The 22,664-nt window shown below is 60.7% G+C and carries 43 protein-coding genes; 30 read left to right on the forward strand and 13 right to left on the reverse strand.

Annotated elements, in window-relative coordinates; all coding sequences use genetic code 11:
• Window position 1: 1 nt before the first annotated feature.
• From DWV00_RS08620 to DWV00_RS08670, 12 genes are all read right to left on the reverse strand, one after another.
• A complete protein-coding gene (locus DWV00_RS08620; RefSeq protein ID WP_115533156.1) occupies window positions 2-205 on the reverse strand; it encodes a PRTRC system protein C in 204 nt (67 codons plus the stop codon).
• A gap of 8 nt (window positions 206-213) precedes the next feature.
• Entirely contained in the window at window positions 214-765 is a 552-nt protein-coding gene (locus DWV00_RS08625; protein WP_115533157.1) for a PRTRC system protein E, read from the reverse strand.
• A 343-nt stretch (window positions 766-1,108) separates the two neighbouring features.
• A complete protein-coding gene (locus DWV00_RS08635; protein ID WP_115533159.1) occupies window positions 1,109-1,543 on the reverse strand; it encodes a hypothetical protein in 435 nt (144 codons plus the stop codon).
• Window positions 1,544-1,706: 163 nt separating this feature from the next.
• Window positions 1,707-2,402 carry a hypothetical protein gene (locus tag DWV00_RS08640; protein WP_115533160.1) on the reverse strand — a complete coding sequence of 232 codons (696 nt, stop codon included), beginning with the start codon at window positions 2,400-2,402 and terminating at the stop codon, window positions 1,707-1,709.
• Window positions 2,403-2,507: 105 nt separating this feature from the next.
• Window positions 2,508-2,969, reverse strand: a complete 462-nt coding sequence (locus tag DWV00_RS08645; protein WP_115533161.1) for a hypothetical protein — start codon at window positions 2,967-2,969, stop codon at window positions 2,508-2,510.
• Window positions 2,970-2,975: 6 nt separating this feature from the next.
• Window positions 2,976-3,242, reverse strand: a complete 267-nt coding sequence (locus DWV00_RS08650) for a hypothetical protein (protein WP_115533162.1) — start codon at window positions 3,240-3,242, stop codon at window positions 2,976-2,978.
• A gap of 1 nt (window position 3,243) precedes the next feature.
• A complete protein-coding gene (locus DWV00_RS08655) occupies window positions 3,244-3,456 on the reverse strand; it encodes a hypothetical protein (protein WP_115533163.1) in 213 nt (70 codons plus the stop codon).
• Window positions 3,457-3,546: 90 nt separating this feature from the next.
• A complete protein-coding gene (locus tag DWV00_RS33950; RefSeq protein ID WP_181885392.1) occupies window positions 3,547-3,690 on the reverse strand; it encodes a hypothetical protein in 144 nt (47 codons plus the stop codon).
• The gene (locus tag DWV00_RS08660) at window positions 3,687-3,875 is read right to left on the reverse strand and encodes a hypothetical protein (RefSeq protein WP_115533164.1); all 189 of its coding nucleotides are present in this window, start codon (window positions 3,873-3,875) and stop codon (window positions 3,687-3,689) included. The genes DWV00_RS33950 and DWV00_RS08660 overlap by 4 nt, the downstream gene beginning before the upstream one ends.
• A 1-nt stretch (window position 3,876) precedes the next feature.
• The gene (locus DWV00_RS33955) at window positions 3,877-4,023 is read right to left on the reverse strand and encodes a hypothetical protein (RefSeq protein WP_181885393.1); all 147 of its coding nucleotides are present in this window, start codon (window positions 4,021-4,023) and stop codon (window positions 3,877-3,879) included.
• Between the two features lie 117 nt (window positions 4,024-4,140).
• Window positions 4,141-4,356: a hypothetical protein gene (locus tag DWV00_RS08665; RefSeq protein ID WP_147297855.1), complete on the reverse strand. Its 216-nt coding sequence runs from the start codon at window positions 4,354-4,356 to the stop codon at window positions 4,141-4,143.
• Window positions 4,357-4,450: 94 nt separating this feature from the next.
• Window positions 4,451-4,633: an Arc family DNA-binding protein gene (locus tag DWV00_RS08670; RefSeq protein WP_115533166.1), complete on the reverse strand. Its 183-nt coding sequence runs from the start codon at window positions 4,631-4,633 to the stop codon at window positions 4,451-4,453.
• Window positions 4,634-4,747: 114 nt separating this feature from the next.
• Here DWV00_RS08670 and DWV00_RS08675 point away from each other — a divergent pair, with 114 nt between their 5' ends.
• Window positions 4,748-5,122 (forward strand): Arc family DNA-binding protein, encoded by a 375-nt coding sequence (locus DWV00_RS08675; protein ID WP_115533167.1) that lies wholly within the window; start codon window positions 4,748-4,750, stop codon window positions 5,120-5,122.
• On the opposite strand, the gene DWV00_RS08680 is transcribed toward DWV00_RS08675, so the two are convergent.
• Window positions 5,123-5,797, reverse strand: coding sequence for a helix-turn-helix domain-containing protein (locus DWV00_RS08680; protein ID WP_115533168.1), 675 nt, complete (start codon window positions 5,795-5,797; stop codon window positions 5,123-5,125). It abuts the gene before it with no gap.
• A gap of 30 nt (window positions 5,798-5,827) precedes the next feature.
• On the opposite strand from DWV00_RS08680, the gene DWV00_RS08685 reads away from it, so the two are divergent.
• From DWV00_RS08685 to DWV00_RS33970, 29 genes are all read left to right on the forward strand, one after another.
• On the forward strand, window positions 5,828-6,088 hold the full coding sequence (locus tag DWV00_RS08685; RefSeq protein WP_115533169.1) for a YdaS family helix-turn-helix protein: 261 nt from the start codon (window positions 5,828-5,830) through the stop codon (window positions 6,086-6,088).
• A gap of 1 nt (window position 6,089) precedes the next feature.
• Window positions 6,090-6,752 carry a hypothetical protein gene (locus DWV00_RS08690; RefSeq protein ID WP_115533170.1) on the forward strand — a complete coding sequence of 221 codons (663 nt, stop codon included), beginning with the start codon at window positions 6,090-6,092 and terminating at the stop codon, window positions 6,750-6,752.
• 191 nt (window positions 6,753-6,943) lie between these two features.
• Window positions 6,944-7,243: a hypothetical protein gene (locus DWV00_RS08695; protein WP_115533171.1), complete on the forward strand. Its 300-nt coding sequence runs from the start codon at window positions 6,944-6,946 to the stop codon at window positions 7,241-7,243.
• Between the two features lie 39 nt (window positions 7,244-7,282).
• Window positions 7,283-7,504: a hypothetical protein gene (locus DWV00_RS08700; RefSeq protein WP_115533172.1), complete on the forward strand. Its 222-nt coding sequence runs from the start codon at window positions 7,283-7,285 to the stop codon at window positions 7,502-7,504.
• 294 nt (window positions 7,505-7,798) lie between these two features.
• Complete coding sequence (locus tag DWV00_RS34330; RefSeq protein ID WP_115533174.1) at window positions 7,799-8,113, forward strand: hypothetical protein; 315 nt, start codon at window positions 7,799-7,801, stop codon at window positions 8,111-8,113.
• On the forward strand, window positions 8,098-8,292 hold the full coding sequence (locus DWV00_RS08715) for a hypothetical protein (protein WP_115533175.1): 195 nt from the start codon (window positions 8,098-8,100) through the stop codon (window positions 8,290-8,292). Before DWV00_RS34330 ends, DWV00_RS08715 begins: the two co-directional genes overlap by 16 nt.
• Window positions 8,292-8,552, forward strand: a complete 261-nt coding sequence (locus DWV00_RS08720; protein ID WP_115533176.1) for a helix-turn-helix domain-containing protein — start codon at window positions 8,292-8,294, stop codon at window positions 8,550-8,552. The genes DWV00_RS08715 and DWV00_RS08720 overlap by 1 nt, the downstream gene beginning before the upstream one ends.
• A complete protein-coding gene (locus DWV00_RS08725) occupies window positions 8,549-8,908 on the forward strand; it encodes a hypothetical protein (RefSeq protein WP_115533177.1) in 360 nt (119 codons plus the stop codon). The genes DWV00_RS08720 and DWV00_RS08725 overlap by 4 nt, the downstream gene beginning before the upstream one ends.
• Before the next feature lie 142 nt (window positions 8,909-9,050).
• A complete protein-coding gene (locus DWV00_RS08730; protein ID WP_115533178.1) occupies window positions 9,051-9,407 on the forward strand; it encodes a DUF4031 domain-containing protein in 357 nt (118 codons plus the stop codon).
• Complete coding sequence (locus DWV00_RS08735) at window positions 9,404-10,261, forward strand: DNA adenine methylase (protein ID WP_115533179.1); 858 nt, start codon at window positions 9,404-9,406, stop codon at window positions 10,259-10,261. Before DWV00_RS08730 ends, DWV00_RS08735 begins: the two co-directional genes overlap by 4 nt.
• A complete protein-coding gene (locus tag DWV00_RS08740) occupies window positions 10,258-11,358 on the forward strand; it encodes a helix-turn-helix domain-containing protein (RefSeq protein WP_115533180.1) in 1,101 nt (366 codons plus the stop codon). Before DWV00_RS08735 ends, DWV00_RS08740 begins: the two co-directional genes overlap by 4 nt.
• Window positions 11,355-11,597 carry a hypothetical protein gene (locus tag DWV00_RS08745; protein ID WP_115533181.1) on the forward strand — a complete coding sequence of 81 codons (243 nt, stop codon included), beginning with the start codon at window positions 11,355-11,357 and terminating at the stop codon, window positions 11,595-11,597. The genes DWV00_RS08740 and DWV00_RS08745 overlap by 4 nt, the downstream gene beginning before the upstream one ends.
• On the forward strand, window positions 11,594-11,845 hold the full coding sequence (locus DWV00_RS08750) for a Lar family restriction alleviation protein (RefSeq protein WP_115533182.1): 252 nt from the start codon (window positions 11,594-11,596) through the stop codon (window positions 11,843-11,845). The genes DWV00_RS08745 and DWV00_RS08750 overlap by 4 nt, the downstream gene beginning before the upstream one ends.
• Window positions 11,842-12,006: a hypothetical protein gene (locus DWV00_RS33965; protein ID WP_181885396.1), complete on the forward strand. Its 165-nt coding sequence runs from the start codon at window positions 11,842-11,844 to the stop codon at window positions 12,004-12,006. Before DWV00_RS08750 ends, DWV00_RS33965 begins: the two co-directional genes overlap by 4 nt.
• A complete protein-coding gene (locus DWV00_RS08755) occupies window positions 12,003-12,209 on the forward strand; it encodes a hypothetical protein (RefSeq protein WP_115533183.1) in 207 nt (68 codons plus the stop codon). The genes DWV00_RS33965 and DWV00_RS08755 overlap by 4 nt, the downstream gene beginning before the upstream one ends.
• The gene (locus tag DWV00_RS08760; protein WP_115533184.1) at window positions 12,206-12,385 is read left to right on the forward strand and encodes a hypothetical protein; all 180 of its coding nucleotides are present in this window, start codon (window positions 12,206-12,208) and stop codon (window positions 12,383-12,385) included. Before DWV00_RS08755 ends, DWV00_RS08760 begins: the two co-directional genes overlap by 4 nt.
• Complete coding sequence (locus DWV00_RS34510; RefSeq protein WP_245964790.1) at window positions 12,382-13,020, forward strand: PDDEXK family nuclease; 639 nt, start codon at window positions 12,382-12,384, stop codon at window positions 13,018-13,020. The genes DWV00_RS08760 and DWV00_RS34510 overlap by 4 nt, the downstream gene beginning before the upstream one ends.
• A gap of 23 nt (window positions 13,021-13,043) precedes the next feature.
• Window positions 13,044-13,199 (forward strand): hypothetical protein, encoded by a 156-nt coding sequence (locus DWV00_RS34335; protein ID WP_220274672.1) that lies wholly within the window; start codon window positions 13,044-13,046, stop codon window positions 13,197-13,199.
• A 61-nt stretch (window positions 13,200-13,260) separates the two neighbouring features.
• Entirely contained in the window at window positions 13,261-13,530 is a 270-nt protein-coding gene (locus DWV00_RS08770) for a hypothetical protein (RefSeq protein WP_245964791.1), read from the forward strand.
• 14 nt (window positions 13,531-13,544) lie between these two features.
• Window positions 13,545-13,871: a DUF4406 domain-containing protein gene (locus tag DWV00_RS08775; protein WP_115533186.1), complete on the forward strand. Its 327-nt coding sequence runs from the start codon at window positions 13,545-13,547 to the stop codon at window positions 13,869-13,871.
• Window positions 13,862-14,212 (forward strand): hypothetical protein, encoded by a 351-nt coding sequence (locus DWV00_RS08780; RefSeq protein WP_115533187.1) that lies wholly within the window; start codon window positions 13,862-13,864, stop codon window positions 14,210-14,212. The genes DWV00_RS08775 and DWV00_RS08780 overlap by 10 nt, the downstream gene beginning before the upstream one ends.
• Window positions 14,199-14,630 carry a nuclease domain-containing protein gene (locus tag DWV00_RS08785; RefSeq protein WP_115533188.1) on the forward strand — a complete coding sequence of 144 codons (432 nt, stop codon included), beginning with the start codon at window positions 14,199-14,201 and terminating at the stop codon, window positions 14,628-14,630. The genes DWV00_RS08780 and DWV00_RS08785 overlap by 14 nt, the downstream gene beginning before the upstream one ends.
• Window positions 14,623-15,228, forward strand: coding sequence for a hypothetical protein (locus tag DWV00_RS08790; RefSeq protein WP_115533189.1), 606 nt, complete (start codon window positions 14,623-14,625; stop codon window positions 15,226-15,228). The genes DWV00_RS08785 and DWV00_RS08790 overlap by 8 nt, the downstream gene beginning before the upstream one ends.
• 219 nt (window positions 15,229-15,447) lie before the next feature.
• On the forward strand, window positions 15,448-15,810 hold the full coding sequence (locus DWV00_RS08795; RefSeq protein ID WP_147297856.1) for a hypothetical protein: 363 nt from the start codon (window positions 15,448-15,450) through the stop codon (window positions 15,808-15,810).
• A 72-nt stretch (window positions 15,811-15,882) separates the two neighbouring features.
• Entirely contained in the window at window positions 15,883-16,677 is a 795-nt protein-coding gene (locus DWV00_RS33620; protein ID WP_147297857.1) for a hypothetical protein, read from the forward strand.
• Between the two features lie 19 nt (window positions 16,678-16,696).
• Entirely contained in the window at window positions 16,697-17,797 is a 1,101-nt protein-coding gene (locus DWV00_RS08810; RefSeq protein WP_115533193.1) for a tyrosine-type recombinase/integrase, read from the forward strand.
• A gap of 215 nt (window positions 17,798-18,012) precedes the next feature.
• Window positions 18,013-18,711, forward strand: coding sequence for a hypothetical protein (locus tag DWV00_RS08815; RefSeq protein ID WP_115533194.1), 699 nt, complete (start codon window positions 18,013-18,015; stop codon window positions 18,709-18,711).
• A 106-nt stretch (window positions 18,712-18,817) separates the two neighbouring features.
• Window positions 18,818-19,402: a hypothetical protein gene (locus tag DWV00_RS08820; protein ID WP_115533195.1), complete on the forward strand. Its 585-nt coding sequence runs from the start codon at window positions 18,818-18,820 to the stop codon at window positions 19,400-19,402.
• The gene (locus DWV00_RS33970; protein ID WP_181885398.1) at window positions 19,338-22,661 is read left to right on the forward strand and encodes a terminase gpA endonuclease subunit; all 3,324 of its coding nucleotides are present in this window, start codon (window positions 19,338-19,340) and stop codon (window positions 22,659-22,661) included. The genes DWV00_RS08820 and DWV00_RS33970 overlap by 65 nt, the downstream gene beginning before the upstream one ends.
• Window positions 22,662-22,664: the final 3 nt, after the last annotated feature.

Below are 22,664 nucleotides of genomic sequence, written 5' to 3' on the forward strand. Positions count from 1 at the left end.
TTCAGCCTTTCGTTCCCACGGCGCGGCGGAACGTATAGACGTTGCGGTTCCCTGCAACCTCGGGCCCCTCGATCTCGGCGTTCACGATCTCCGGGTACGTGTTGCCATAGAAATCGCGAACCTGCTGCAGGCTGAACGTCGGCGATGGATCGGCGAGCTTCGCGCCGTTGTAACGAAATTCGCGGATGAGGGTTTCGGTTTTCATAGCGATCCTTAAAGGAGATCGATGCCGCTGTCGTCCGCTTCGGACGGCGCCTCTGAGTTGTCGGCTTCCCGCATGTCCTGCGAGTCGGGCATGGCCGCCGCCGGTTCGGCTTCGAGGCCGGGAAGGCCGCTTTGCCGCGGGTCTGCTGCAGGCCGCTCGTCTGCATTGCCTTCGCTCTTCACCGGCGCCGCGTCGGCGGCCGCGGCCTGTGCCGGCGGGAGCGCCGTTGCTTTCGGCTTAGGCCCACGCTTCCCTTTGGCAGGCGTCCCCGACGGGGCAGGAAGTGCAGGCGGATTGCTCGAACCATTCGCAGCGCTGGCGGCGCGCGCCTGTTCGAGCACGGATTGCGATCCTGGCGCATAGATTTCCAGCGCTTCGGCGAAATCTCGATCGAGTTCCTCGGGCCGCGCGAGCAGCGAGAGCGGGTAGAGCGTCTTTTCTGCCTTTTCGTCTTTCGACCTCGGCATGACGTTCACTCGCAGTTGCTCACCTTCGGCGACGATAAGGATCGTCAGCGAAGTGTTTTGGGCGAGGGGGTAAAGCGATTTGAATAACGACATATATGGTCCTTAGTTACTCGTGCAATCAGGCGATCGCTTCTTCGCAATTGCGATCGGCGAAATCAGGATCGCCTGGATATCGCGGCGATCCATCGGCGCGCCACCAGCAAAAGAGCGAGCCGCGGCGATGTGGAAACCAATAGCCGGCGCAATCGCAACGCGCTTTGCCGGTGTCGCGTCGATTCATATATCGATCGACGCGGTAGTTGCGTCGCCCACAGACATCGCATGCAGGAAGCCGAATGTATTGGCTCGGCAAACGCTTCAGGCAACGGCGTGTCATGCAATGACGACATCGGACGTGGCATCGCGGCATGGGCGGCGGCCGAAAGCCGTATGCCAATCAATGCGTCGTATGCCGGGCGTCAACGACCGGCGACAGATCGATCTCGGCTGCGCCCGGTAGCCAGCCGAGCACCGATTTCGCGACAGCGCAGGCCGCCGCTTCCTCGCGATCATGTTCCTCGTGAAAAATGCGCAGCGCATCGACTACACCAGGATCGTCGCGCGGGTGATCGAGCCAGACCGCAGTCCATTGCGCCTCACCGAAGCGTTGATCGAAATCGGCATGAGCCTTCTCGCGAACCCAGGCGATCTGCGCTGCGTTTCCGCCGACCGCATCGCATTCGTGAATGCAGCACATCGCAAAGGGCGCGTACGGGAGCGTCCAGTCATCGAAGCGAGCGATACCGCATGCCGTGCCGTCATCGGCGATTGCTATGACGGGGTAGTCGCGGTCACTCGGCCGCGAATCGTTGAAGACATAGATGACTTTCATTTCGGCTTCCTCTTTGAGAGACGTCGGCCGCGATGTTCGGCGGCGCGGGTTTGAGCTCGAATCAATCGGTAGGCGGTGCGCAGGTCCAGGCTGTTGCTCTGCAGGTCAACGAGGATCTGCCAAGGGGTAGGGGCGTCGGGGCGCCGCGGCCGCGCGGCGCGCATCAATCGCCGCTATCGGGATAGCTGGTATTGATGTCGTACTCCTCGGCGTCGACGACGAGCCTCGTCCCGGCCGCGTACATTTGGAATAGCTTCCGCTCGAAGCCATATAGGCCGACAAACAAGGTTTTCGCGACTTCCTGGCGACCGATACGCAGCGCCGAGATGCGGCCGTTGTCGACGGTGACCAGGAACGAAATGGCGCATTCGTATTTGTCCTTTCCCGGTTCTTTGTCGAGCCGCACCCATCTGCTTCCGTATTGCGTCGGCTCGATTTGCAATGTGATCCGCGAGGGCCCGTGTGCGCATGAACATTCATATTCCTCGACATTGCTTTCAATGAAGGACTTCACGAGCTCGCTCAACGTGATCTGCGCCGGTGCGGGCTCGAGCAGCCTGCCAAGCTGTGCCTCGATCTGCGCGGCAATCGCATTGTTCGCATGCGCGTCCACCTGTTGGCGAACTATTTTTAGGATGAGGTCGTTGTAGCCCGGCAGCCCGAGATTGTCGAAATTCACTTCGAGGGCTTTTTTGACGTGCTCCTTCAGCTGTTCGCCGAATGAGCCGTAGGCGCGAAGTTCTTCGTCGATCACCGTCTTGACCGTCTTGCTCAGTTGGATATCGATGGCCTGCTCGATCGCGCCGGATTCGACGATCTTCGCGAACGAATTTGCGACGGCTTGTTGAAGTTGTTCCATGTCATCCTCACGGGAAAAAGCGGGGCGCCGGACCGGGCGCCCGCCAAAAGACACACGGCTACGGGGGATAGCCAGCGTGGGACCATCTGAAAATCGAGAAACCGGCTATGCGCCGATGGCGCGCTCGACGTTGATCGAATCGAGGAACTCGAGCAGTCGCGACGTTTCCTCGCGATCGAGCTTGATCTCCTTGTTGCCCTTGACGATCGTGACGTGGCCATTCGAGAAAAAACCGAAATCGCATGTGCGCTCGACCGATGACGCCGTGTCGGTGCCTGGCAATTGGTTCAGAGTGCGACGACCGCGTTGATGCGTGACAATGCGTTTCGTGCCGTCACTCACGTCGACGAGCGACTGCATCGGGAAGTAGGCCCAAACCTCACGGCCGCTCGGCGCGGTCTTTTTCTCGCGCTTGACCTTTCCCGCATCGACATAGGTTTTGAGGCGCGGACCGATCTCGTCTGCATTGACGGGTTGACCGAGCTTTTCCAGCTCGTCCGCGATCTCTGCGGCGATGTATCCGGGGTGATCAACGACTACCTGCAAAATTTGTTCGAGCGTGGCCACAGCGGCTTACTCCTCATCAAGGTCATTGGCGGCGCGTCGCTTGATATCGACGGCTCCGTCGAATCCGAGCGCGGGCTGCGCGGCGGCGTGTTGTCGAGGACGCGGCGCCGCGCGGCGCGCCTTCGGGTTCGGGTGAAGCTGTGCGCGCACGGCCGCTTGAACGGCGGCGCGCAACGCTGGATTCGTCAGCGCTTGTTCCGGCGCGCCCGCCCCTAACGTCGCGCACGCGGGGGCGAGCAGCTCGTCGGGAAGGCGGGTTGGCGTCGTGCGCATATCAGTCCTCGTTTGCCGCCGGTGCGGCAAGGTGCGACATGCCGGCTGCTTTAGCCAACGCAGCGCCCAGGTCGGCATGAGCAACATCGAAGGCGCCGCACAGATGTGCGATGACGACTGCAGCGCGCCGGTCGCCGGTAAATCTGGATCCGGCTTTTCCTGCGCGCTCGATCATTCCGCGCAGCTCCGATGTCGTGATTGCAGCTTCGTCCATGTCACTTACCCCAAACGAACCAACGAAGGCAGCGGTGACAAGTGCCGGCGATGCGCGCCGGTAGCTTGCAACGCGAGCAGGTGTGCACCGTCACATGCACCTCGCATAGACACATGCGAGATCGTTCGTCGCGGCTTGCGCGGTGTAATCCACCATCCCGTGAATGAGCAGATAGAGGAAGAACATGCCGAGCAGCGCGAGGAGGTTGCGCATGATCCGGAGGGTCTTTTTCACCGCGCACCGCCTACCGGAAGGTAGGAGAACGTACGCGCGATCGCCGGCGCTACATAGCCGCTTCCGATGCGCACGCGAGGTGCGATGCCGCGCTTCGTCAGGTCGGCCTTGGCGGCCTGCTGGCGGCGCGCAGTGCGCGCGCAAAGCATCTCTTGCTTGAGTTCGAGCACTCGATCTTTGAGCATGTCAGCCCCCGAAGAACACGTTGATCGCATCGGGGCCGAAGACGACTAGTGCGAGCAAACACGCACACGCGGCGGCAACCAGGCCGCACCACATTCCGACGAGCATCGTCGAACGGTTGATGTCTGCATGCGTGGTCCGCTTCCTCATCGCCTTTCCTTTGGGCACCTGCGATGGACCGGATCTTATGCTAGTAAAACTGGTAATGCAAGAAAAACTAGTGGAGTTTGGCAAAAAAAGCGCCGCGGTCGGCGGCGCGTTCAGGCGCTAGGCGGTCGCTCTGGTTTTCACGCCGCAGCCAAGCTGCGTGCTCACGTCGAGCGCTAGATCGTGTGCGAGCCATAGAAGATTGATCTGTGTCTCCTCAGTCAATTCGAGCTGGCCGACGGACCGGAGCGCCGCGAGCAGGCTGCAAAGCTGAGCCAATTTGTGTTGAGCGCTCTCGGGGACGGCCTCGCCCCGGTTGTTGTCATCGCAATTCAATTGAAGCTCCATGCGTGCATGTTTTTTTCGGCCACGACTCCCAGCAAACGTGACCGCCCGTGTGAAGCCAGATGCTTCTTCGGCACCCGTACAGCTATTCGCGGTGGGACGGCGTGGTTTGTTGTTGGTCCCTCGTAAGACCCACTGCACGCAAATGCTCCTTCAAAATCGCAATGATCTGGCCGTTCATCGAGCGTTCGTTGTTTTTTGCATCTCGCGCGAGGGCGTCACGGATCTCCGTCGGAAGCCGAACCTGCATCTTAACTTCAGCCTTCATTTTCGCCTCTAAAGTGACATCTCAAACGCGGGAATTAGATGGTAGTTTGCCATCAATTTGAAAGCACAACTAATATAGTGGCAAATTAGCGTCATTGCTCGGTAAAATCCGCGAATGGCCAACCAAGACGACTTCATCAAAACGGCGCTACGCCTGCCGCGCGGGCTTCACGGGGCGATCCGGGACGCCGCGCATGGCGGCGGGAAGTCGATGAATGCGGAGATAATCGGAAGGCTGCAGGACAGTCTCCGGACCGAAGAGGTGGGATCGGTGCTCGAGCAGTTGAAATCTCGCGAGGCGGAGCTGCTCGACGCCAACCGGTTGCAGCTCGAGGTGATGCGCGGGCTCGTTGCGCGAGCGGACGCCACGCTCCGGGCTGCGGGCGAAGCTCTATCGAAAGGCGCCCACGACGAGGCGAATTCCAGGTTGCTTCACGAAATCGCAGTATTACGCGATATGGTCAAGGCGACGAGCCCAAGCAAGGCGTAGCTACGCTCGCTTGATGCGCCTCGCCGGCACGAACCCAGATACGCAGTGCATCCACACGATCTCGGGTTCGGAGTATGTAGTCGCGGCGGCGTCGGACCACGTTCCGAGCCTGATCCCGGCGCGCCTTGATAGAAGACGCATCAGCGCGATACGACCGTTTGCAAAGCCAACGAGGACATCGTCCTCGACTTCGGGCGTCACAGCTGGCTCGACGATCGCATAGTCGCCGCGAAAGAAGCGGGGCGCCATCGAATCATCGGGAATCAGGAATAAGAAACTATCCGGCGCCAACGCCGAGATATCGACCATCCAACCGCGGTCGGCGCCGGACGCCATCACCTCCATGCGACGCAGCGGATTGATCAGCGCGTCATCGCCGCCATGGATCTCGGGCAGCGGGGCAGGGCTCCCGAAAAGCAGGTATTCGGGCGTCGTCCGGAGTGCCTCGGAGACCTTCTTCAAGCGATCGCGCTTCGGCGCGGTGCCCCCGTCTTCCTTTTCCCACTGCTGAATCGTTTGCCAAGCGCGCACGCCAACGAGCTCGGCCAAGGCCTCCATCGAGAGGCCTAGCTCCAAACGTCGATCGCGAATTCGTCTGTGGATGTTCATGCCCCGGATGCTATCCGCTAGGTTTTCTAGCGTCATCGCAGGAGTTTCTAGTGAAATATTTGTCATTGCTAGTTTTACTAGTATAGAATCCGCCGCATGAACTCACCCACGGCACAGCCGAAGAACCCGGCACTCGAGGAAGCGATTAGCAAGTTCGACACGATGGCGGACATGGCGACCGCACTGGGGTTGTCGAGCTATCGCGTGATCCAGGAATGGCGGCGCCAAGGCCGCGTACCTGCCGAACACTGCCCAAAGATCGAGCGCGCATGCGGTGTTCTCTGCGAAGGGCTTAACGATCGCGTCGACTGGGCATTCGTTCGCTCGAGCGGCGCTCGAGCAGCGGAGGGTGCCTGACATGGTGATGCTCGGCGTGACATCAGTTCGGGAAGGGGATCTCGTGCGCCGGCGTCGACGCTGGCGCGATGCGCCCGGGCGGCGCGCAGAGACGACCATTGTCAGTACGGCCTTTCTCAATTCGATCCAGGGTGAGCTATCGGCTGCCTTGATTCCCCAGCCCGACCCCGATTGGATTTCGATCGAGGAACAGCATCGGCGCGACGCGCGTGCGTACGGCATCAGCGACGACTGGGACGCGTTGCTCGAGCAGAGGCACCGCGAGTTCAAGCTGTATCCCTGGGCGTTCAACGAGCCCGACGCGTATCCCGATTCGAAAGCCGATCGTTCCGAACCGCGTACCGGCGTCCGCGTGCTGCAGATGTACCCGGGCGAATTGGCTCGTGAGGTCCTTGTCGATCCTTGCGATTGGGAGGCGCTGCTCAAACGACGGACGCTCGAGCAGCGGATTTTCCGGGAATGGCAGCAGTATTTCTTGCCGCCCGAGGACGCTACGAGCGGGTCGCTTGCTTCAGCGTCCTCAGCCACTCGTTTTGAAAAGTCTCGAAGGCCTCGATTGCTTCGTCGGTTGATGCGGGGCTTCCGAGTGCTCTTGAAACCGCGCCTTCTGAAAACCTCAGAAACGCTGCGGTCAGAAGCTGCGGATCTGGATGCGTCGCGATGAGCGCCTTTGTCATCGCCACTTGGGCGCGTCCGGCCGCTTCGCATATCCGCATGCGCACTTCCATCTCGTTCAGCCGCTTGGCAGTTGATTCGTCCATGAGGGTTCCTCTTTGTTTGAAAAACGTTGGCGTGGGAGCCATCGATTCTAAACGGGGAAGGAACCCTCGCCCCAATGTCCACGAGGTGCATTGAATGAAGCCGCGATTGCTGCATTCCGTCATCGACGACGTCCTGGCCGCGGCTGAGCAGTGGCCCGAGATCGCGAACGATGTCCTGCATTTTGTCTTCGACGAGGCGCAGGACATACGCGAAGGGCTCTTCGAGACGAAGACGCATGTGCTCGGCGATGGGACGGTGGAGATCGACGGGGTTCCTCCCGTCAAAACGACCGTCGTGGTGACGCAGACGCTCGCGACCGAACGCCTCGTGCATTTCGCCCACGCGGTTTCGCGTGGGTTTATCCCGCATGTGATGGCCGCCGGCGGCGCGTAGTACGCAGTTCACGATTCGAATTCCAAAAAGAGGTTTGCAATGCGACGTGCTCAATTTCGCAACGAAGTCAAAACGCGGCTTTCCGATCGCATCTATACGGGCCTGCAGGCGTTCAAGCGCTTGCATGGCATCGAGAGTGATTCGGCGGCGATCGCCCGCTTAGCTGAGCTGCAACTGTTCGGCACGGTTGGCAATTTGCCGCTGAATCTGCTCGACGTCAGTGTCGAAGCGTCCCAAAGCGGCCTGGTTTGTCCCGCATGAACGACGGCACTACGCGGGTCGAGGTTTCACTTCCAGCTGTCGAGGCGGCGGATTTGGCGGTGAGGGCGGCGCGCGCGGGGGTTTCGACGCCGGTATTGCTCGGATATCACGTTCTGCGCAGTGTCTACGGGTCGCTTCATCCGCTGGTGGCCGAGTTCGAAACGCGGCCCAAGTTGGGACGCGATGGGCAAATTAGGGACGAAAAGGAGTAGCGATGCATCTCGTGACGATGATGTACCTGGGCGCATTCATTGGCTTCATCGGCTGGCTCAACTGGATCACGACGGGGCGCGCATGAACGTCAAGCCTGGTGATCTCGCGCGAGTCGTAAACAGCGGCTCCATCAATGACGGCGCGATCGTGCGCGTGGTTCGTGCCGATTTCTATCTGAGCTTCTCGTGTGGTGTGCAAATCTGGGAAATTGAGGGCGAAAACCTGCTCGGCTTCCAGATCGGGCCGTTGATGATCCCCAAGGGGGTCGTCTCACGCGCGATTGCGCCCGATCAATGCCTGCGCCGCATCGATCCCGACGAATCGGCTCGCGACGAGCGCGAGCCGATTGATCTGGTCGAGCCCGTTTCGTTGGAGGACGCATGTTGCGGCGTTTGATCGGGCCCATCCTGCGGCGTCTTACCCGCGTCGTTGTTCTCTACCTCGCATTGAGTGCCGCGCTGGGTTTCGCGCTGCCGGTCCCGGGCACGATCGCCCATTACTGGCGGAACGTGCTCGTCATCGCGATCGCCGCGCTCCTGCAGGTGCTGCTTCCTTTTTGCTTCCGGGAGAGTTGATGTCGCACCACTTGACTAACCAGGCCTGGGAGATCGAGCTGCGATCGAACCAGAAGCTTGTCTTCCTTGCGCTCGCGCATCTGAGCCAGCAGAGCACCAAAGAGTCGGCGCCGACCGTGCGCCGACTCGCGTTTATGTGCGGCCTGTCGGATAGCGGCGTGCGCGATCAGCTCGAGCAGCTCGTCGCTGCCGCGCGCGTCGAGCGCGTGACGACGCCGGAAGGACCGGGATATCGCATCTATCTCGGCGGCCGCTCATGACGCAAGGCCTCGCGCCGCTCATTTCCTCGCAGCGTTTCATAGATGAAAGCCGCGTCGCCGAAAAGGCTGCGCGGTTTGACGTCTTTATCGTGCGCGTGGCCGACGTCATGCTCCGCGGGAAGCCGTATCGCATTCTGATCGACGGCCATCACAACCTGGCGGCGGCGCGACATGCCGGTGTGGAACCCGTCTGGCGCGGCCCGACATCGAAATGGCGCCGCATTCAAGCGCGGACACGTCCGGCCGTATTTGAGGCATTCCTTATCAACAACCTGACGGACTCCGATTGGTATTTCGTGGACACCGGCGAAGTTGTCGTCGATCTACTGCCTCTCGCGAGCGAGGAGACCCCATGAGCGCCTTGGCATGGCTCGCAATTCACGACGTCGCGGCAATCGGCGCCGGCGCATATCTCGCCCGCTCCGGACATCCGTGGTTTGCGGCGGTTTGCTTTGCAATGGCTGCCACGACGACCGTGCGTCATCGGAGGCTCGGCGCATGACGGTCTACGTCGACGACATGTACCAGACCGAATTCGGCCGCTACGGGCTCATGAAGATGAGCCACATGGTCGCCGACACGTCGGCCGAGCTGCTTGCCATGGCGAAGACAATCGGCGTGAACGCTAAGTGGCTGCAGCGCGCCGGCGAGGGCGGAGAGCACTTCGATATCGCGAAGGCGAAGCGCGAGCTCGCGATCGCGGCCGGCGCGGTGCCGATCACGATTCGCCAATGCTCGGCCATGTGCGCCCGGCGGCGCGTGACGGGAGATCTCGGTACGCCTGAAGGCGCCGAGCGATGGCTGACGGAGTACGCGAGCCGGCGGCGCGCGCCTGAGGTGGAGGCGGCACGATGACTATTTCACGTCCGGCGCTCCGCTATCACGGCGGGAAATTTCGACTGGCGCCGTGGATCATTCGCCACTTTCCTGCTCATCGGTGCTACGTCGAGCCATACGGCGGCGCAGCCAGTGTGCTGATGCAGAAAGAGCGTGCCTACGCGGAGGTCTACAACGACCTCGACGGGGACATCGTGAATTTGTTTCGTGTTCTGCGTGAGCCAGGACAATGCGCTCGGCTCGCCGATCAGCTAGCGCTGACGCCGTACGCGCGGGACGAATTCGAGGCGGCCTACGAGTCGACGGAAGATGCAATCGAGCGCGCGCGCCGAACCATCGTGCGGGCGGAAATGGGCTTCGGCTCCGCCGGCGCTACGCGGGGCTGTACGGGATTTCGAATCGATACCCGGCGGAAATACGGCACGGCTCAGCAGGTCTGGACTCGGCTTCCTGAATCGCTTTCCGCGATATGCGAGCGTCTACAAGGGGTGACGATCGAGAATCGACCTGCGCTTGAAGTGATCGACTATCACGACGCGACCGACGTCCTGTTTTATCTCGATCCTCCTTACCTCCATAGCACTCGCAATCGCGCAGTGCGTCGCGGTGGCCGTTACTACGCGCACGAGATGTCAACCACCGAGCACCTCGAACTGCTCGCTTCCGCAATGGCGCTGACAGGAATGGTCGTGCTGAGCGGGTATATGAGCGAGGAGTACACCGCGGCGCTGCAGGGCTGGAAGTGCGTGTCAACGGATGCGCGGATCTCCGCCGCGGGCGGTACGTCGCTTCGCACCGAATGCCTGTGGCTTAACCAAGCCTGTAGCGTCGCGTTAGATCGCACGGGCCTTTTCGCGGGACTGGCGTCATGAGCGTAAAGGTCATGACGGCCGTGTTCGAACGCTATCCCGAAGGCGGCGGCGAGATGCTGCTCGCGCTGGCCTTGGCCGACCACGCTGACGATGACGGCACCCACATCTTCCCCAGCGTTCAGACCATGGCGAAGAAGACGCGCCAGTCGAAGCGCGCGGTGCAGTATCAGCTCGAGAAGATGCAGAAGTCGGGATGGCTGATCCTCGTGAGGGCGGCGCGCGGCGGGCGCCCCGAGAAGGGCGCGACGATGGGCGGCAGGCCGGCCGAATACCGCATCAGCTCCGAGTGGATAAAGGGTGCAGAAATTGCACCCAATAATGCGCCCGCGCCCGAGCAAGAAAAGGGTGAAAAATCTGCACCCAATAAAGCTGTGGACAACTCTGGAAAGGGTGCAGAAATTGCACCCAATAAAACCGGAAAAGGGTGCAAACCACGACAGAAAAGGGTGCAATCTGGAGCAGAAAAGGGTGCAAAGCTTTTGCACACTAAGCATCAGTTAACCGTCATTGAATCATCAGCAGCAGCAACGAACGCGAGCGGCGATGTGGAAAAGCCGCCGGCTGCTGCTGCCAATGAGCAAAAACCGAACGTCAAAACCGAGAGCGAGCTCGGCGAGCTGCTGGTCGGCCTGGAGGCAGCGAGGGGCAAGCAGCTGGCGCTCGACCCGACGAAGGACCGCATCCATCTGCTGACCTGGGTTGGCAAAGGCGTGACGGCTGAGCAGCTGCGCGCAGCTCACGCCCTGGCCGTGGCGGCGCGTGGCCGCGATACCGACGGCCGGCCGACGTACGTGGGCTTCGTGTCGCAGTTCATCGCCGAGGCGCAGGGCGCCGGCGGCACGGCGCCGCAATACGACGGCGATTGGTTCGAGACTGGGCCCGAGATCGAGGCGAAGGGCAAAGCGCTCGGCGTGCGGCCGCGCAAGCCCGACGAGCCTATGCCGTACTACCTCGTCCTCGTCGCTGCGGCGGCGGGCAAAGGCCCATGGATCGATCACGTGCTGAGCGAGGCGCGGCGATCGCGCTCCGAACAGTTTTTCAAATTCGTCGTCGATACGTTCGGCGATGCCCTCTTGCCAGCGGACTTCTACGCATGAACATCGAACCTGGTGTGCTCGCCGTCGTGCGGGGCTGCCCGACCGCTGATTGCAACGATCAAATCGTCGAGATCGTATCCCGGGCCCCGCCGCTGGCCGATTTCGGCGCTTCATGGAATTGCACCAATTCACGCATCCAAGAGGCGGGGTTCGCTTTCTTACCTATCCCGCATTCGATGTTGCGTCCGATCGGCGGCACGCCGCTGCACGACGAGCAGCTCGATGAGGTGACGGCATGAAAACGGAGATTTCGGCAAACGGCGTTTCGTTCGTCGGGTTCGGCTCACACACGCATGAGCTTGGCCCCTGCAAATTCTGCGGCGCGGCCGCCGGCGAGATCGACGAGGATCAGATCGAAGCCAATTCATGGGTCGCGTGGATCCACTGTTCGGAATGCGATGTCTCGGTGACTTTGCAATACACAAGCCCGTCGCCTGAAGAGGCGATCGCGGAAGTCGTGCGCATGTGGAACAGGGAGCCGGAATGAAAATCTCGCAGGTGATTCGCATTTTGGCGATCCTCGTCGACGGATTCCTCATCGGCGCCGTAATGGGGCTTAACGGGATATACGCCACACGCGTGTCTTTCTGGGTCATCAATGCGTGTAGTGCCGCGCTCATTTTCCTTTCTGCTGGGCTGCGCTCATGAAAGCGACTATCAATGCCGACGGCTTTCTAATCGTCCAGCCCGAGACAGATCTCGAGGCCTATGCGCTCAAGCACTGGGCCGGTGCGAACCTCACCGGCGATTGGTTTAACGCCGCGGGGCAGCCGGCTCTCAGGGTGATCGTGGATTTGGGCGCCTTCGGAAACGCGGCGTTTAATCGCACTCCCGTGAGGACGCTGGGATGAATCCCTACGACCCGAGGGAGGGATTCGCGGGGTCCCCGCAGCTGCTGCCCGGGGAAGACATCGAGTTCTGTGTTCCGCCGTCGACGTTCGAACTATTCCAGCGCGAAATGATGCGTCAGATCGCCGGCGGCGGGTGGCGCGGGCGGCCGCCTGGAACGGAAGATATCGCCGAATGAGCAAGGGGACCATCCGTCTTCCTGAGGGCGCGATCGCCGGCGGCTGCATCGGCACCGCGCGGATCCGCGAGCAGATCGCTGGAGCGGCGGCGCGCCTCAACTCAACCGAGCCGTCCCCGCTAGATGCGACGTTGCGCATGATTGCCGGCAACTTGGGCGTTCCTTTCGACCAGCTGAGCAAAGAATGGCCGAGGGCCAAACACAAATCACAGTTCGCGATGACCCTTGGTCAAGGCTTAAGTGGCGCCCGGTCGGTTGACCCGGTTCGACGCGGGGATGAAACGCCCGTCGAGCGCATGCAGCAGCTCGGCCGACAGCCGCGCGGCAAGATGAATAAGACCGAAGCCGCGTATGCGCTCCAGCTCGAGGCCGAGCTGCAGGCTGGCCTGATTCTCTGGTACCGCTTCGAGGCGCTCAAGCTCCGTCTCGCTGACAATACCTTCTATACGCCGGACTACCCGCTGATCACGGCGGCCGGCCAGCTCGAATTCCGCGAAGTGAAAGGGCATTGGACCGACGACGCGCGCGTGAAGATCAAAGTCGCCGCTGCGCAATACCCCTTCCGCTTCCTCGCTATTCAGCGCGACGGCCGCCATGGCTGGCGCATTGAAGACCTCACTAGCCGCAGCTGGTGACCCATCTACCCCGGAGATATCGCATGTTCAACAAATCCCCGTCCGTCCCCGCAGGCCTGCGCCGGCCGCATATTGGCGAAAAGGAACAAACGCGCGCGAAACGCGGCTTCATGGAGCCGAAACACCCGAGTGGCACCCCGCGCAGCGCGCCGATTTTGCAGCAACGCGCCAAGGTCTAACGGCGGCGCGCGAAATACCCCGGCGCAAGTCGGAACCTCTCTCAACCTGGAGCACATAGAAATGCCCTCTGTACGCGCAAAGTTCACTTTGACCGAAGAAACGCGACTCAACTGGAGCCCGACCGCTAAGCGCCTGAAATTCACCGCGCAATACGATCCGTCGATTCCCGAGGATCAGCGCTTCCAACAAGCCACGCCGTGGGGCGAGTTCGAGATGCAGGTCGACAACCCGGCCGCGCTCGCGCAACTCGAGCTGGGCAAATCGTATTACTTCGACATCACGCCGGCGGACGTGGCTACGCAGGAAGGCGCGAACCCCACGCAGGGCTAACCGGAGCAGCGCGCATGCGGATCTGTCTCGTCGGCCCTTTGCCGGATATCGCCAAAGTAGACGCCTCGCTTTTCGACGGTGAGGCGGCGCGATTGCGCGAATTCGGTTTCACGGTAATCAATCCCGCCGAAATCGACCCGGACGGAACGAAGAGCTGGCGAGACCGCATGCGCGCGCATATTGAACAAATCGTTACCTGCGATGCCGTCGCGCTGCTTCCAGGATGGGAGCGCTGCCGCGCAGCTCCGCTCATGCATCACATCGCGGCGACCCTCAACCTCTGGATCTTCACCGTCGACGAATTGGTCGATATGCAACGGAAGACGGCCGCATGCAGCTGACGTTCGTTTTACCCCGCGACTATCGGCGCCATGGCGTTCTGCAACAGGAATGCGCCGTGTCGACGGTTGAGCTCGACGTGCACGAGCTCGTAATGGTGAGCGCAGCGCGGATGCGATGGCGCGGCCGCCGGCGCAAAGAGTTCTGTGCCGCGAAGGTAGCCGCGTATGTCTGGCTGCCGGATTGGATCAGCGCCGCGCCTGACACGCGCGTCGACATGCTCGGCCGCGTGCTGCTCGACGTCCCTCGCGCCTTCAATCGCCGGAGGCTTCCCGAATTCCCCCACGGTTGCACGCGCCTCGAATGGGTTGGCGAATGGAGGCCCGTAAGTGCTGACGCGTAAGAAGCCGCTCCAACGCACCGCATTCGCGCCCAGGCAGGGCGCGTCATCGCTTCTACGTACGACGCCGCTCAGGAATACGCCATTCAAGCGCAAGGCTAGAAAGAAGCGCGCATGGCACGACAAGAAGATGCTCGACGTCTGCCGCGGGCAGATCTGCTACCTCCGCGTGCCCGGGACCTGTCCGTGCCGAGAGCCCGAGGAAACGATTGTTCCGTGCCACAGCAACTTCAGCGAGCACGGGAAGGGCGGCGCGCGGAAGGCCGACGACAAATATACGGTGCCTGGCTGCTTCTGGTGCCATGCATGGTTCGACACGGGCGGCGCGCCGCTCGAGCAGAAGCGGGAAGTGTTTGATATCGCATATAGCCGCTGGTCGAGGATCCGCGACGCGGTAGAAATGGAGATAGCTGATGCCTGACGTCAAATATTCGGATTGGGCGCCGGAAGAGGACGCAGTGTTGAAGCGCCTATGGCTCGACGGCATGCCGACCAAGAGGATCGTCGACGAACTGCCTGGACGCACATATTCGTCGATCGCCAAACGTCGCGGCGTTCTCGAACTGCCTCGCCGCTCGGGCGCCGGTGTCGATCCCAAGTCGCGGCCAGAGATGCAGAAGATCTGGAATGCGCTCAAAAAGCGTCGCGCGACTCGCGCTCAGCTTGAGCAGCGGGCAAAAGTCGCCCACACAACAGTCAGCAGGTTCGTGAAGCTGTTCCGCGGGGAGATCCATATATGCGCCTGGAAGCCCACTGGCCCGAAAGGTGAGTTGTCCGAGGTGCTCAAAGCGGGCTCGGGCAAGGACGTTGAGAAGCCGGATGCAGCGACTAGCTCCGAGCGATCGCACCGCTGGTGGGAACGGTGCAAGCGCGAAAAACCGATATACGTCGGTCGCAGGCTCGCGCGCGATGCGGTTCTCAAACGAGAACGCCAAGGAACCTTGGCCAAGCGCGACATCGCCGCGGTCGCGCTATTCGGTGATTACGCGCCGGAAGCCTCTACTCCAAGCGGGGCTTGATCAGTGAATGACGAGTCAGCAAGGCACAGGAGGATATATGCGAAGGGGTTCTTCGACGGGCTGGAGGCGAGAGCAACGACTATGAATCCATCTAGATACGAAGCAGCGCTCAACGGACAATCCGCGATCGCGCGGAAGGTATTTCAAATGGTCCCAATCCAAGAAGCATGGACCGTCGACCAGATCATAGGTGAGCTGATTCGGGTGACGCATACTCGAATGGAGATCAAGAGCGTCCATACATGCCTGGGTAGATTGAAGGATGCGGGGCTGATTCGGGAGAAAGATCGCGGCCGATTCCAGCGGATCGACGTGAAAGAGCCGAGCGTCGCGGTCGTCTCCCTGGAAGTTGTCTCGCCGACGGCGCCGGCTCTTGTCGAGGAAACCGCTGCCCCATCGAGGCGACCCTTCGACATTCTTGCCGATGCGGCAGCGGCCCTGAACCTCCTCGCGGAACAAATCCGGAACACGGCCGGCGAATTGGAAACCGCCGCGCTTGAAATCGAAAATGAATTTGCCAAGGAGAGTGAAGCTCTCGAGAAGCTGAAGCAGTTTCAGACGCTCCTGAAAAGCCTCACCTGACGTATATACGCAAAAACCGCCTATCAGCACGCTTAAAAATCAACAGTGCCCATATTTAAATCCGGAGTATATGTGGACGCCACCCTCGAATCCTCGTCATCGCCCGAAAAACTCTTTCGCACCACCGAGGAGGCACTTAGATTTTCACTGAACTATTCCCTGTATCAGCAAGGCCGTGCGCTTGCCGATCGTCTCGCGACACCCGCTGGCCGTAAAGGGAAGGGGCTGTCTGGGAGCGACGGCGCAGCCCAGGCCGGCATGCTTCGTCGGTTCTTTGATGGGTCTACCGATGCCGACTATGCGCGGCGGCTGTGGGCTTGGGCAAAAACCGTTTTCACGAAAAAGGAAATCGAGCAAATAGAAGCTGCTGACAAGAACGGCATCATTTTTCTTGAAGAAGCGCGCCGGGCGCATGCTGTCGAGCAAGAGCTCGATCAACTGACTACTGTCGAGCGCGCTGTCATTGTCGCCCGTTTTGCGCTGCGATCGCTTCCTTGCCATTGCGGACGAGCGTGCTGCGCCGGCCACCGGCCGAACCCGGAATGGGAGGCGGCCATCCGCGATGTAACTCAAGCGGCACTCGTATCGCTTTCCGGCCATCTCTCACACGCGCTTGTACGTCGGAAGCTCGTCGAAGAAGTATTCGGAGTGAAGGTCAATCTCCAGCAGCTTGCGGATAAGGCGTCTGTCAACAAGAACACCGTGACAGCACATAGAAAGATTATTCGCGTGTGGCTGTCGGGACAGAAGGCTCAGCCGGCAAAGGGAAAGCGCGAGGCGGTACTTGCCGTCGAGGGAGTCGAAGCGGCTGCGCGGTTGAAGCTGGATCGAATGCTCTCGTACTTGGACTTTATCGGCGACGAATGATCGACGTAGGAGGTGGTAGATGGAATACCAACTGTTCCGCGTCGGTAATATTTGGCACTACCGCTTCCAGATCAACGGAACCCGCGTGCAACGCAGCACGCGGGAAACGGTGAAATATCGCGCCGCTGAAATCGCGGATCGCGCATACACGCGGGCACGCATATGGGCACGAGGCGACGACCCGGTGCCGACATTGCGTGAGCTCGTCGTGCAGTGGCTTGAAGTCCACCGGCCGATCGTCAGTCGAGCGCATGTCGATATCGTCGAGCGATTCGGGCGCCTTCACCTTTTTGGGCTTGGCGATGTGTTCATCGACGAGATCACGACCGAACTCGTCGAAGCCGCCCGCAATTCATATCTGGAGTCGCACGCCGCAGCCAGCGCCAATCAGTGGCTCAACGTGCTCAAGCTCGTCTGTCGCTGGGCAATCCGCCGAAAAGTGATCCCAGCTCTCCCATGGGCGGTGAAACGGCTGAAATTGCAGAAGCGCCCGCGCGCAATGCTGCCCGTGGCCAACACTCGCGAGTGGCTCGCCCACATCGATGAGCTCGATAGCGACGATGGACTCATTTCGATCGCTGTGCGCCTGATGCTGGGTATTGGTCTTCGCGAGTCTGAGACGATCACGGCCCGCTGGGAGTGGATCGATTGGTCGCGCGCCAGCTACACGCCCGGAATTACGAAGGGCCGAGAGGCAGACCCGCTGCCGATGCCAAGGTGGCTGATCGAATACTTACAAACGATGCGTAGAGAGACCGGCCTGATCGTCGCTCGCGCAGACGGTGCTCCCCTCTGTCGGGGATTCACGCGACGCAAGATGCTGGCCGCTAATGAGGCTACCGGCATCGGACATATCACTCCTCATCGTCTCCGCGGAACGTTCGCCACTCTTCTCAGCGAAGAAGGCGCTCCCGTGCAGACGGTGCAGAAAGCGCTTCGACATAAGAACGTGGGCACGACCATGGCCTACCTCGAGGCGTGCATGGATTTGGTCTCGCGCGCGCAGGAACGCATCGCCGAAAATGCTGGCCTTAATGCGGCATCTCAGTCGCAACAGAGTGGCGAAGAAATGGCGAAGAGCATGGCGCAAACCCGCACGGGATCAAGGATGTCGAATTAAAAAGAGTCATGCGACAAGAGTGCGCCGCGTCGATTTCGCTTGACGCCAGGAAATTTCCTCCTAAAATAGCCTCCAATCTGACACTGTGTACAAGTGTCTCCAAAGCCCGGACGGCCCAACCGCTCCGGGCTTTTTCGTTTGGAGCGTCCCCGCAGGCCTTCTGAATGCCGATCGACGCCGCGCGGCGATGCTCGAACTCACCTGGACTATCGGCGATGAGCGTCATCAAGCTGAGCGTTCGCTCGAACGCGAAACAACTCAGCCGCCAGCTCGATGCCTTTGTCCGTAAGCAGCTTCCCTACGCGGTGGCGCAAGGCATCAATCGCACCGCGCAGCGCGTAGCGGAGGCCGAGAGTCAAAACATTGTCGATACCTTCAAAGATCCGTCGCCCTTCACGCGTAAGGGCGTCGGGGTCAAGAAGGCGAAGAAGGGAAGCCCGGCCGCGACGGTGTTCATGAAAGACGTCACAGCGGCATATCTAAAGCCGTATGAGGCCGGCGGTGTACATAAGCTCGCCAGCCGCGCGCTGCTAAACCCGAAGGACATCAAGCTGAACCAATACGGTCAGCTCGCGCGGGGCACGCTCGCGACGTTGAGAGCTAGGCCCGACGTCTTCATTGGGACGGTAGTAACTTCCGACGGTCAACGAATTAACGGCGTATGGCAACGCCCAACGGACAAGAAGAAAGTCACGCTGCTGAATCAAAAGGGGAAGCGGCTTGGTCGCTTGCATAAGCTCGATACGTCGCAGAACAACGGGCGGGGGACGCTGAAGCTCCTGATTCGATTCGGCGATGCGTTGCCTGTCCAGAAGCGACTGGGGTGGGGCAGTCACGCTCAGGCAGTCGTCAACAAATGGATTGATCGGGACCTGTCCGACGCACTCGCGGCTGCCCTGGCGACCGCGAGGTAGAGCCCGGGGCGCTCCCTGCGCATTTGCCGGAACGGGTCCCTCCCGGGGCATTGATAAACACGGGCATTGCGCGCCGCGATCTTAGGCCAGCCCCAGGGGCAAAAAAATGTCCGCACCACACGTTTCGTTTCGCGAGTTCGCGAAGCTCGCCAACTGCGATGAAAAGCAGGTTCGCCGGGCGGTCACTGCCGGGAAACTCACGCCGGACGGGGACAACAAGCTTGATCCGGCTCTCGTCGATTCCGGTTGGCGACGTACGATCAGGTCGAGCAAGGCAGTTGCGGACACTCCGCAAGTGTCCGCAAAGAGTGTCCGCACAGAGCGCGTGGTTAGCGAAGACGACACGCCGACCGAGGCGGCGGCGAAGATCGTCATCGCAATGGGTGCCGAGCACGACCTCAAGGAAGCGCTCCGCATCAAAGAGAACTTCAACGCGCTGCTGAAGCAACTCGAGTACGGGCAGAAGGCGGGGTCACTGATTGAGCTCGCGATCGCGCGAACCGTGCTGTTCGATGCAGCACGCGCGGCGCGCGATTCGTGGATGAACTGGCCGATGCGAGTCGGCCCAAAAATTGCCGCCGATCTTGGGCTGGAGGCTGACCGGGTTACGCAGGTCCTGATTGAGCATGTCCATTCCCAGATCGCAGACCTGGGCGAGCCGGATGCTCACTTCGAAGACCGACAAGGCTGAGCAACTCGCGAGAGACTACCGGCGCGGATGGACGCCTCCGCCGCGCATCAGCATTCCCGAATGGGCTGACCGGTACCGAAAGCTCGCGAAGGAAGCGGGCAGCACTTCGGGTAACTGGAGGACGAACACGGTCGAGGTAGCGCGCGGCCCGATGCTGGCCGTTACTGAGCCGGGTATTCACATCATCACGGTGATGGTGAGCACCCAGATGCTCAAGGCGCTCGATATCGCTACGCCTATCCCGACGCCGAATGGCTGGACCACGATGGGAGAGTTGCGCCCTGGCAATGTGGTTCTCGATGAGACGGGCGCGCCCACAAAGGTTGTCGCGATCAGCGGTCACATGCAGGGCAAGCGCTGCTTTGAAGTCGTTTTTTCCGATGGCGCCACGATAGTCGCGGATGCCGATCATCTATGGGTCGTTGACGATAACGCCGGCCGCAACGTGTCTCAGGTGCGCCGCGTTATCGACACGGCAGAAATGTCGACGACGTTTAAGCATGGTGGTCGCAATCGCTATGCTATACCGGTTGCGGGCGCGATGAAGTTGCCGGAGCGCGATCTTCCGATCCCGCCGTACGCCTTGGGTGCATGGTTAGGAGACGGGACTTCTTCGCGCGCTGGCCTGACGCTTCATCGTGACGATTTCGAGCTCATCGAACATCTGCGGTCGCTTGGACTGGTTTGCGATGTTCTCAATGACCGCAATGGCACGCTGACGGTCCGCATCGACAGAAATCGCGATGCTGACGTGTGCCGCCGCGGGCACGATATGCGAGTGCTTGGGCGCACAGGCGGGAAATACGCCGGATATTGCTCGGAATGCACCCGCCAAGGCGCGCGCCGTCGTCTCGGCATTGGCATGCGCGATGAGATTAAGCGCGAGCATGAGTCCATTGGGCGTTCGCTGATTGCTCTCGGCCTCAAGCGCGCGAAGTCGATTCCGGCAGAGTATTTGCGCGCGTCCGAAGAGCAGCGTTTGGAGTTGCTGCGTGGTCTGATGGACACCGATGGAACGATATCGAAGGTCGGGCGTTGCATGTTTTCGACGACGCTGCCGCGCCTTCGCGACGATGTGCTTGAGTTGCTGCGTTCGCTCGGATTCAAGCCGAGCGTCTACGAGGTCATTGCGCGCTGCAAATATAAAGGGCGCGTCTCGGAATCACTGTCGTTCCAAATCTCATTCACGGCATATGCCGAACGGCCGGTTTTCCGTCTTGCGAGGAAGGTTGCGCGGCTCAATGCCGTGGGCGATGGCCGGCCCAGCGAGACGTTTCGCCGCCGTATCGTCGATGTGCGACCGGTGGCGACCCGGACCGTCCAATGCATCACGGCGGATAGTCCGAACAGCATGTATTTGTGCGGTCGAAACATGGTCCCGACTCACAATACGGCCCTACTAGAAAACATTTTTGGGTATTTCGCTCACCTCGACGCCTGCCCGATCCTGCTCATCCAGCCTAAGGATGACGCGGCCGAGCAGTTCAGCAAGGAGCGGATTGCGCCGCTGATCCGGAGCACGCCGGTATTGCGGGCGATCATGGGTCCGAGCAAGTCGCGTGATCGCGACGACACGCTCGGCTATAAGGCATTTCCGGGCGGGTTTCTCGCGCTGGTCAGCGCGGGTAGCCCGGATAATCTTGCGCGCCGGCCTATCCGCGTCATTCTGGCCGACGAGATCGATAAGTACCCACCGCTGAAAGAGGGGGACTCGATCTTCATCGCCGAAGAGCGCACGGCATCCTTCGGCGTCAACTGGCTATCCGTTCGCGCCTGCTCGCCGACATATTCGGGCGAAAGCCGAATCGAGAAGAGCTATAACGATTCGGATCAGCGTCGTGCTTCGGTCTCTTGCCCGCATTGCGGCCACAGGCAGTTCCTCGACTTCTTCAAGCATGTTCACTGGGAGAAGGAACGGGACGCGCAGGGCAACACGCTCGCGCACAACGCCAAGACCGCGCGCGTCGTTTGCGAGTGCTGCGGGGCGACTTGGTCTGAAGGTGAGCGGCTCCGCTCGCTCTCGACGGCGCGGTGGCATCAGACCAGGCCGTTCGAATGTTGTGGTCATCGTCACGTGCCGCTGGCCGCATACGATATCGCTTGGCAGGAAGCTGACGAAGACTCGGTCGATAAGGTCTGGACTTGGTCGGAAAGTGACCGGCATGCGGTCTACTACGCTCATTGCCCGAACTGCGGGAAGCAAGGCTTTTCAAGCGAACACGCTGGATTTCAGGCGTCGAAGCTATATAGCCCTTGGAGCAAGGACAAGCCGTCCGACATCGCGAAAAAGTGGATTGACGCGCAGGGCGATGAGGAGCAGCTGCAGGCTTGGTGGAATACCCAGATGGGTCTTCCGTATCGACGTCATGTCGGTAAGGGGCTGAGCCCTGATGTGCTTCTCGCGCGTTGCGAGAAATGGCCGGCTCACGTCCCGACCGGCGTCGGCGTCATTACTGTCGGCGTCGATATTCAGCCGGACCGCGGCGAATTCGAGACTGTCGGGTGGGGCCGCAACGAAGAGTCATGGTCGATCGACCATCATGTGATCGAGGGCGATCCGGAAACGCCGGTGTTCTGGGAGAGGGTCGACGCGTATCTGAAGCGGACATGGCATCGATACGACGGCATGCCGTTCGAAGTGATGGCGGTCTGTATCGACTCGGGTGGTCACAACACGCAGAAGGTGTACGAGTTCGCCAAGGCGCGGCTCGGGCGCCGAATCTGGGCAATCAAGGGTGCGTCGGAGCGCGCCGGCGCGCGATCGCCGGTCTGGCCGACGAAGCGACCAAGTAATCGGAACAAGGCCAACTTCAAGCCGGTTGTCATCGGCACGAACGCGGCGAAAGACGTCATCTATGCGCGGCTGCGGTACGAAGAGCCGGGCGCCGGTTACATGCACTTTCCAGCCGACCGTGACATCGGATATTTCACGCAACTCACGTCTGAAATATCCGTCCTGAAATCTTCAGGCGGTCGCCGATATCGCGTGTGGGAATTGCCTGCCGGTAAGGCTAATGAGGCGCTCGACTGTCGGGTGTACGCCTATACCGCCCTGTGCGGTCTCATGCACTTCGGGCTCAAGTTGAACCGAAAGGTCGAAGAGCTCGTTACCCCACTGAAATATGACGGCCAAGTCTGGTCGCCAGCCGATCCAGATCCTCAGCCGACGCAGACCGAGAAACTGGATAGCGGTTCTGTCGTCATCAAATCCAAATCGCAGACCAAAAAGCGCTCGATATCGAGTCGTCTGCCGAAGTAGGAG

This window comes from Trinickia dinghuensis (assembly GCF_003367175.1).
GTDB classification, from domain to species: domain Bacteria; phylum Pseudomonadota; class Gammaproteobacteria; order Burkholderiales; family Burkholderiaceae; genus Trinickia; species Trinickia dinghuensis.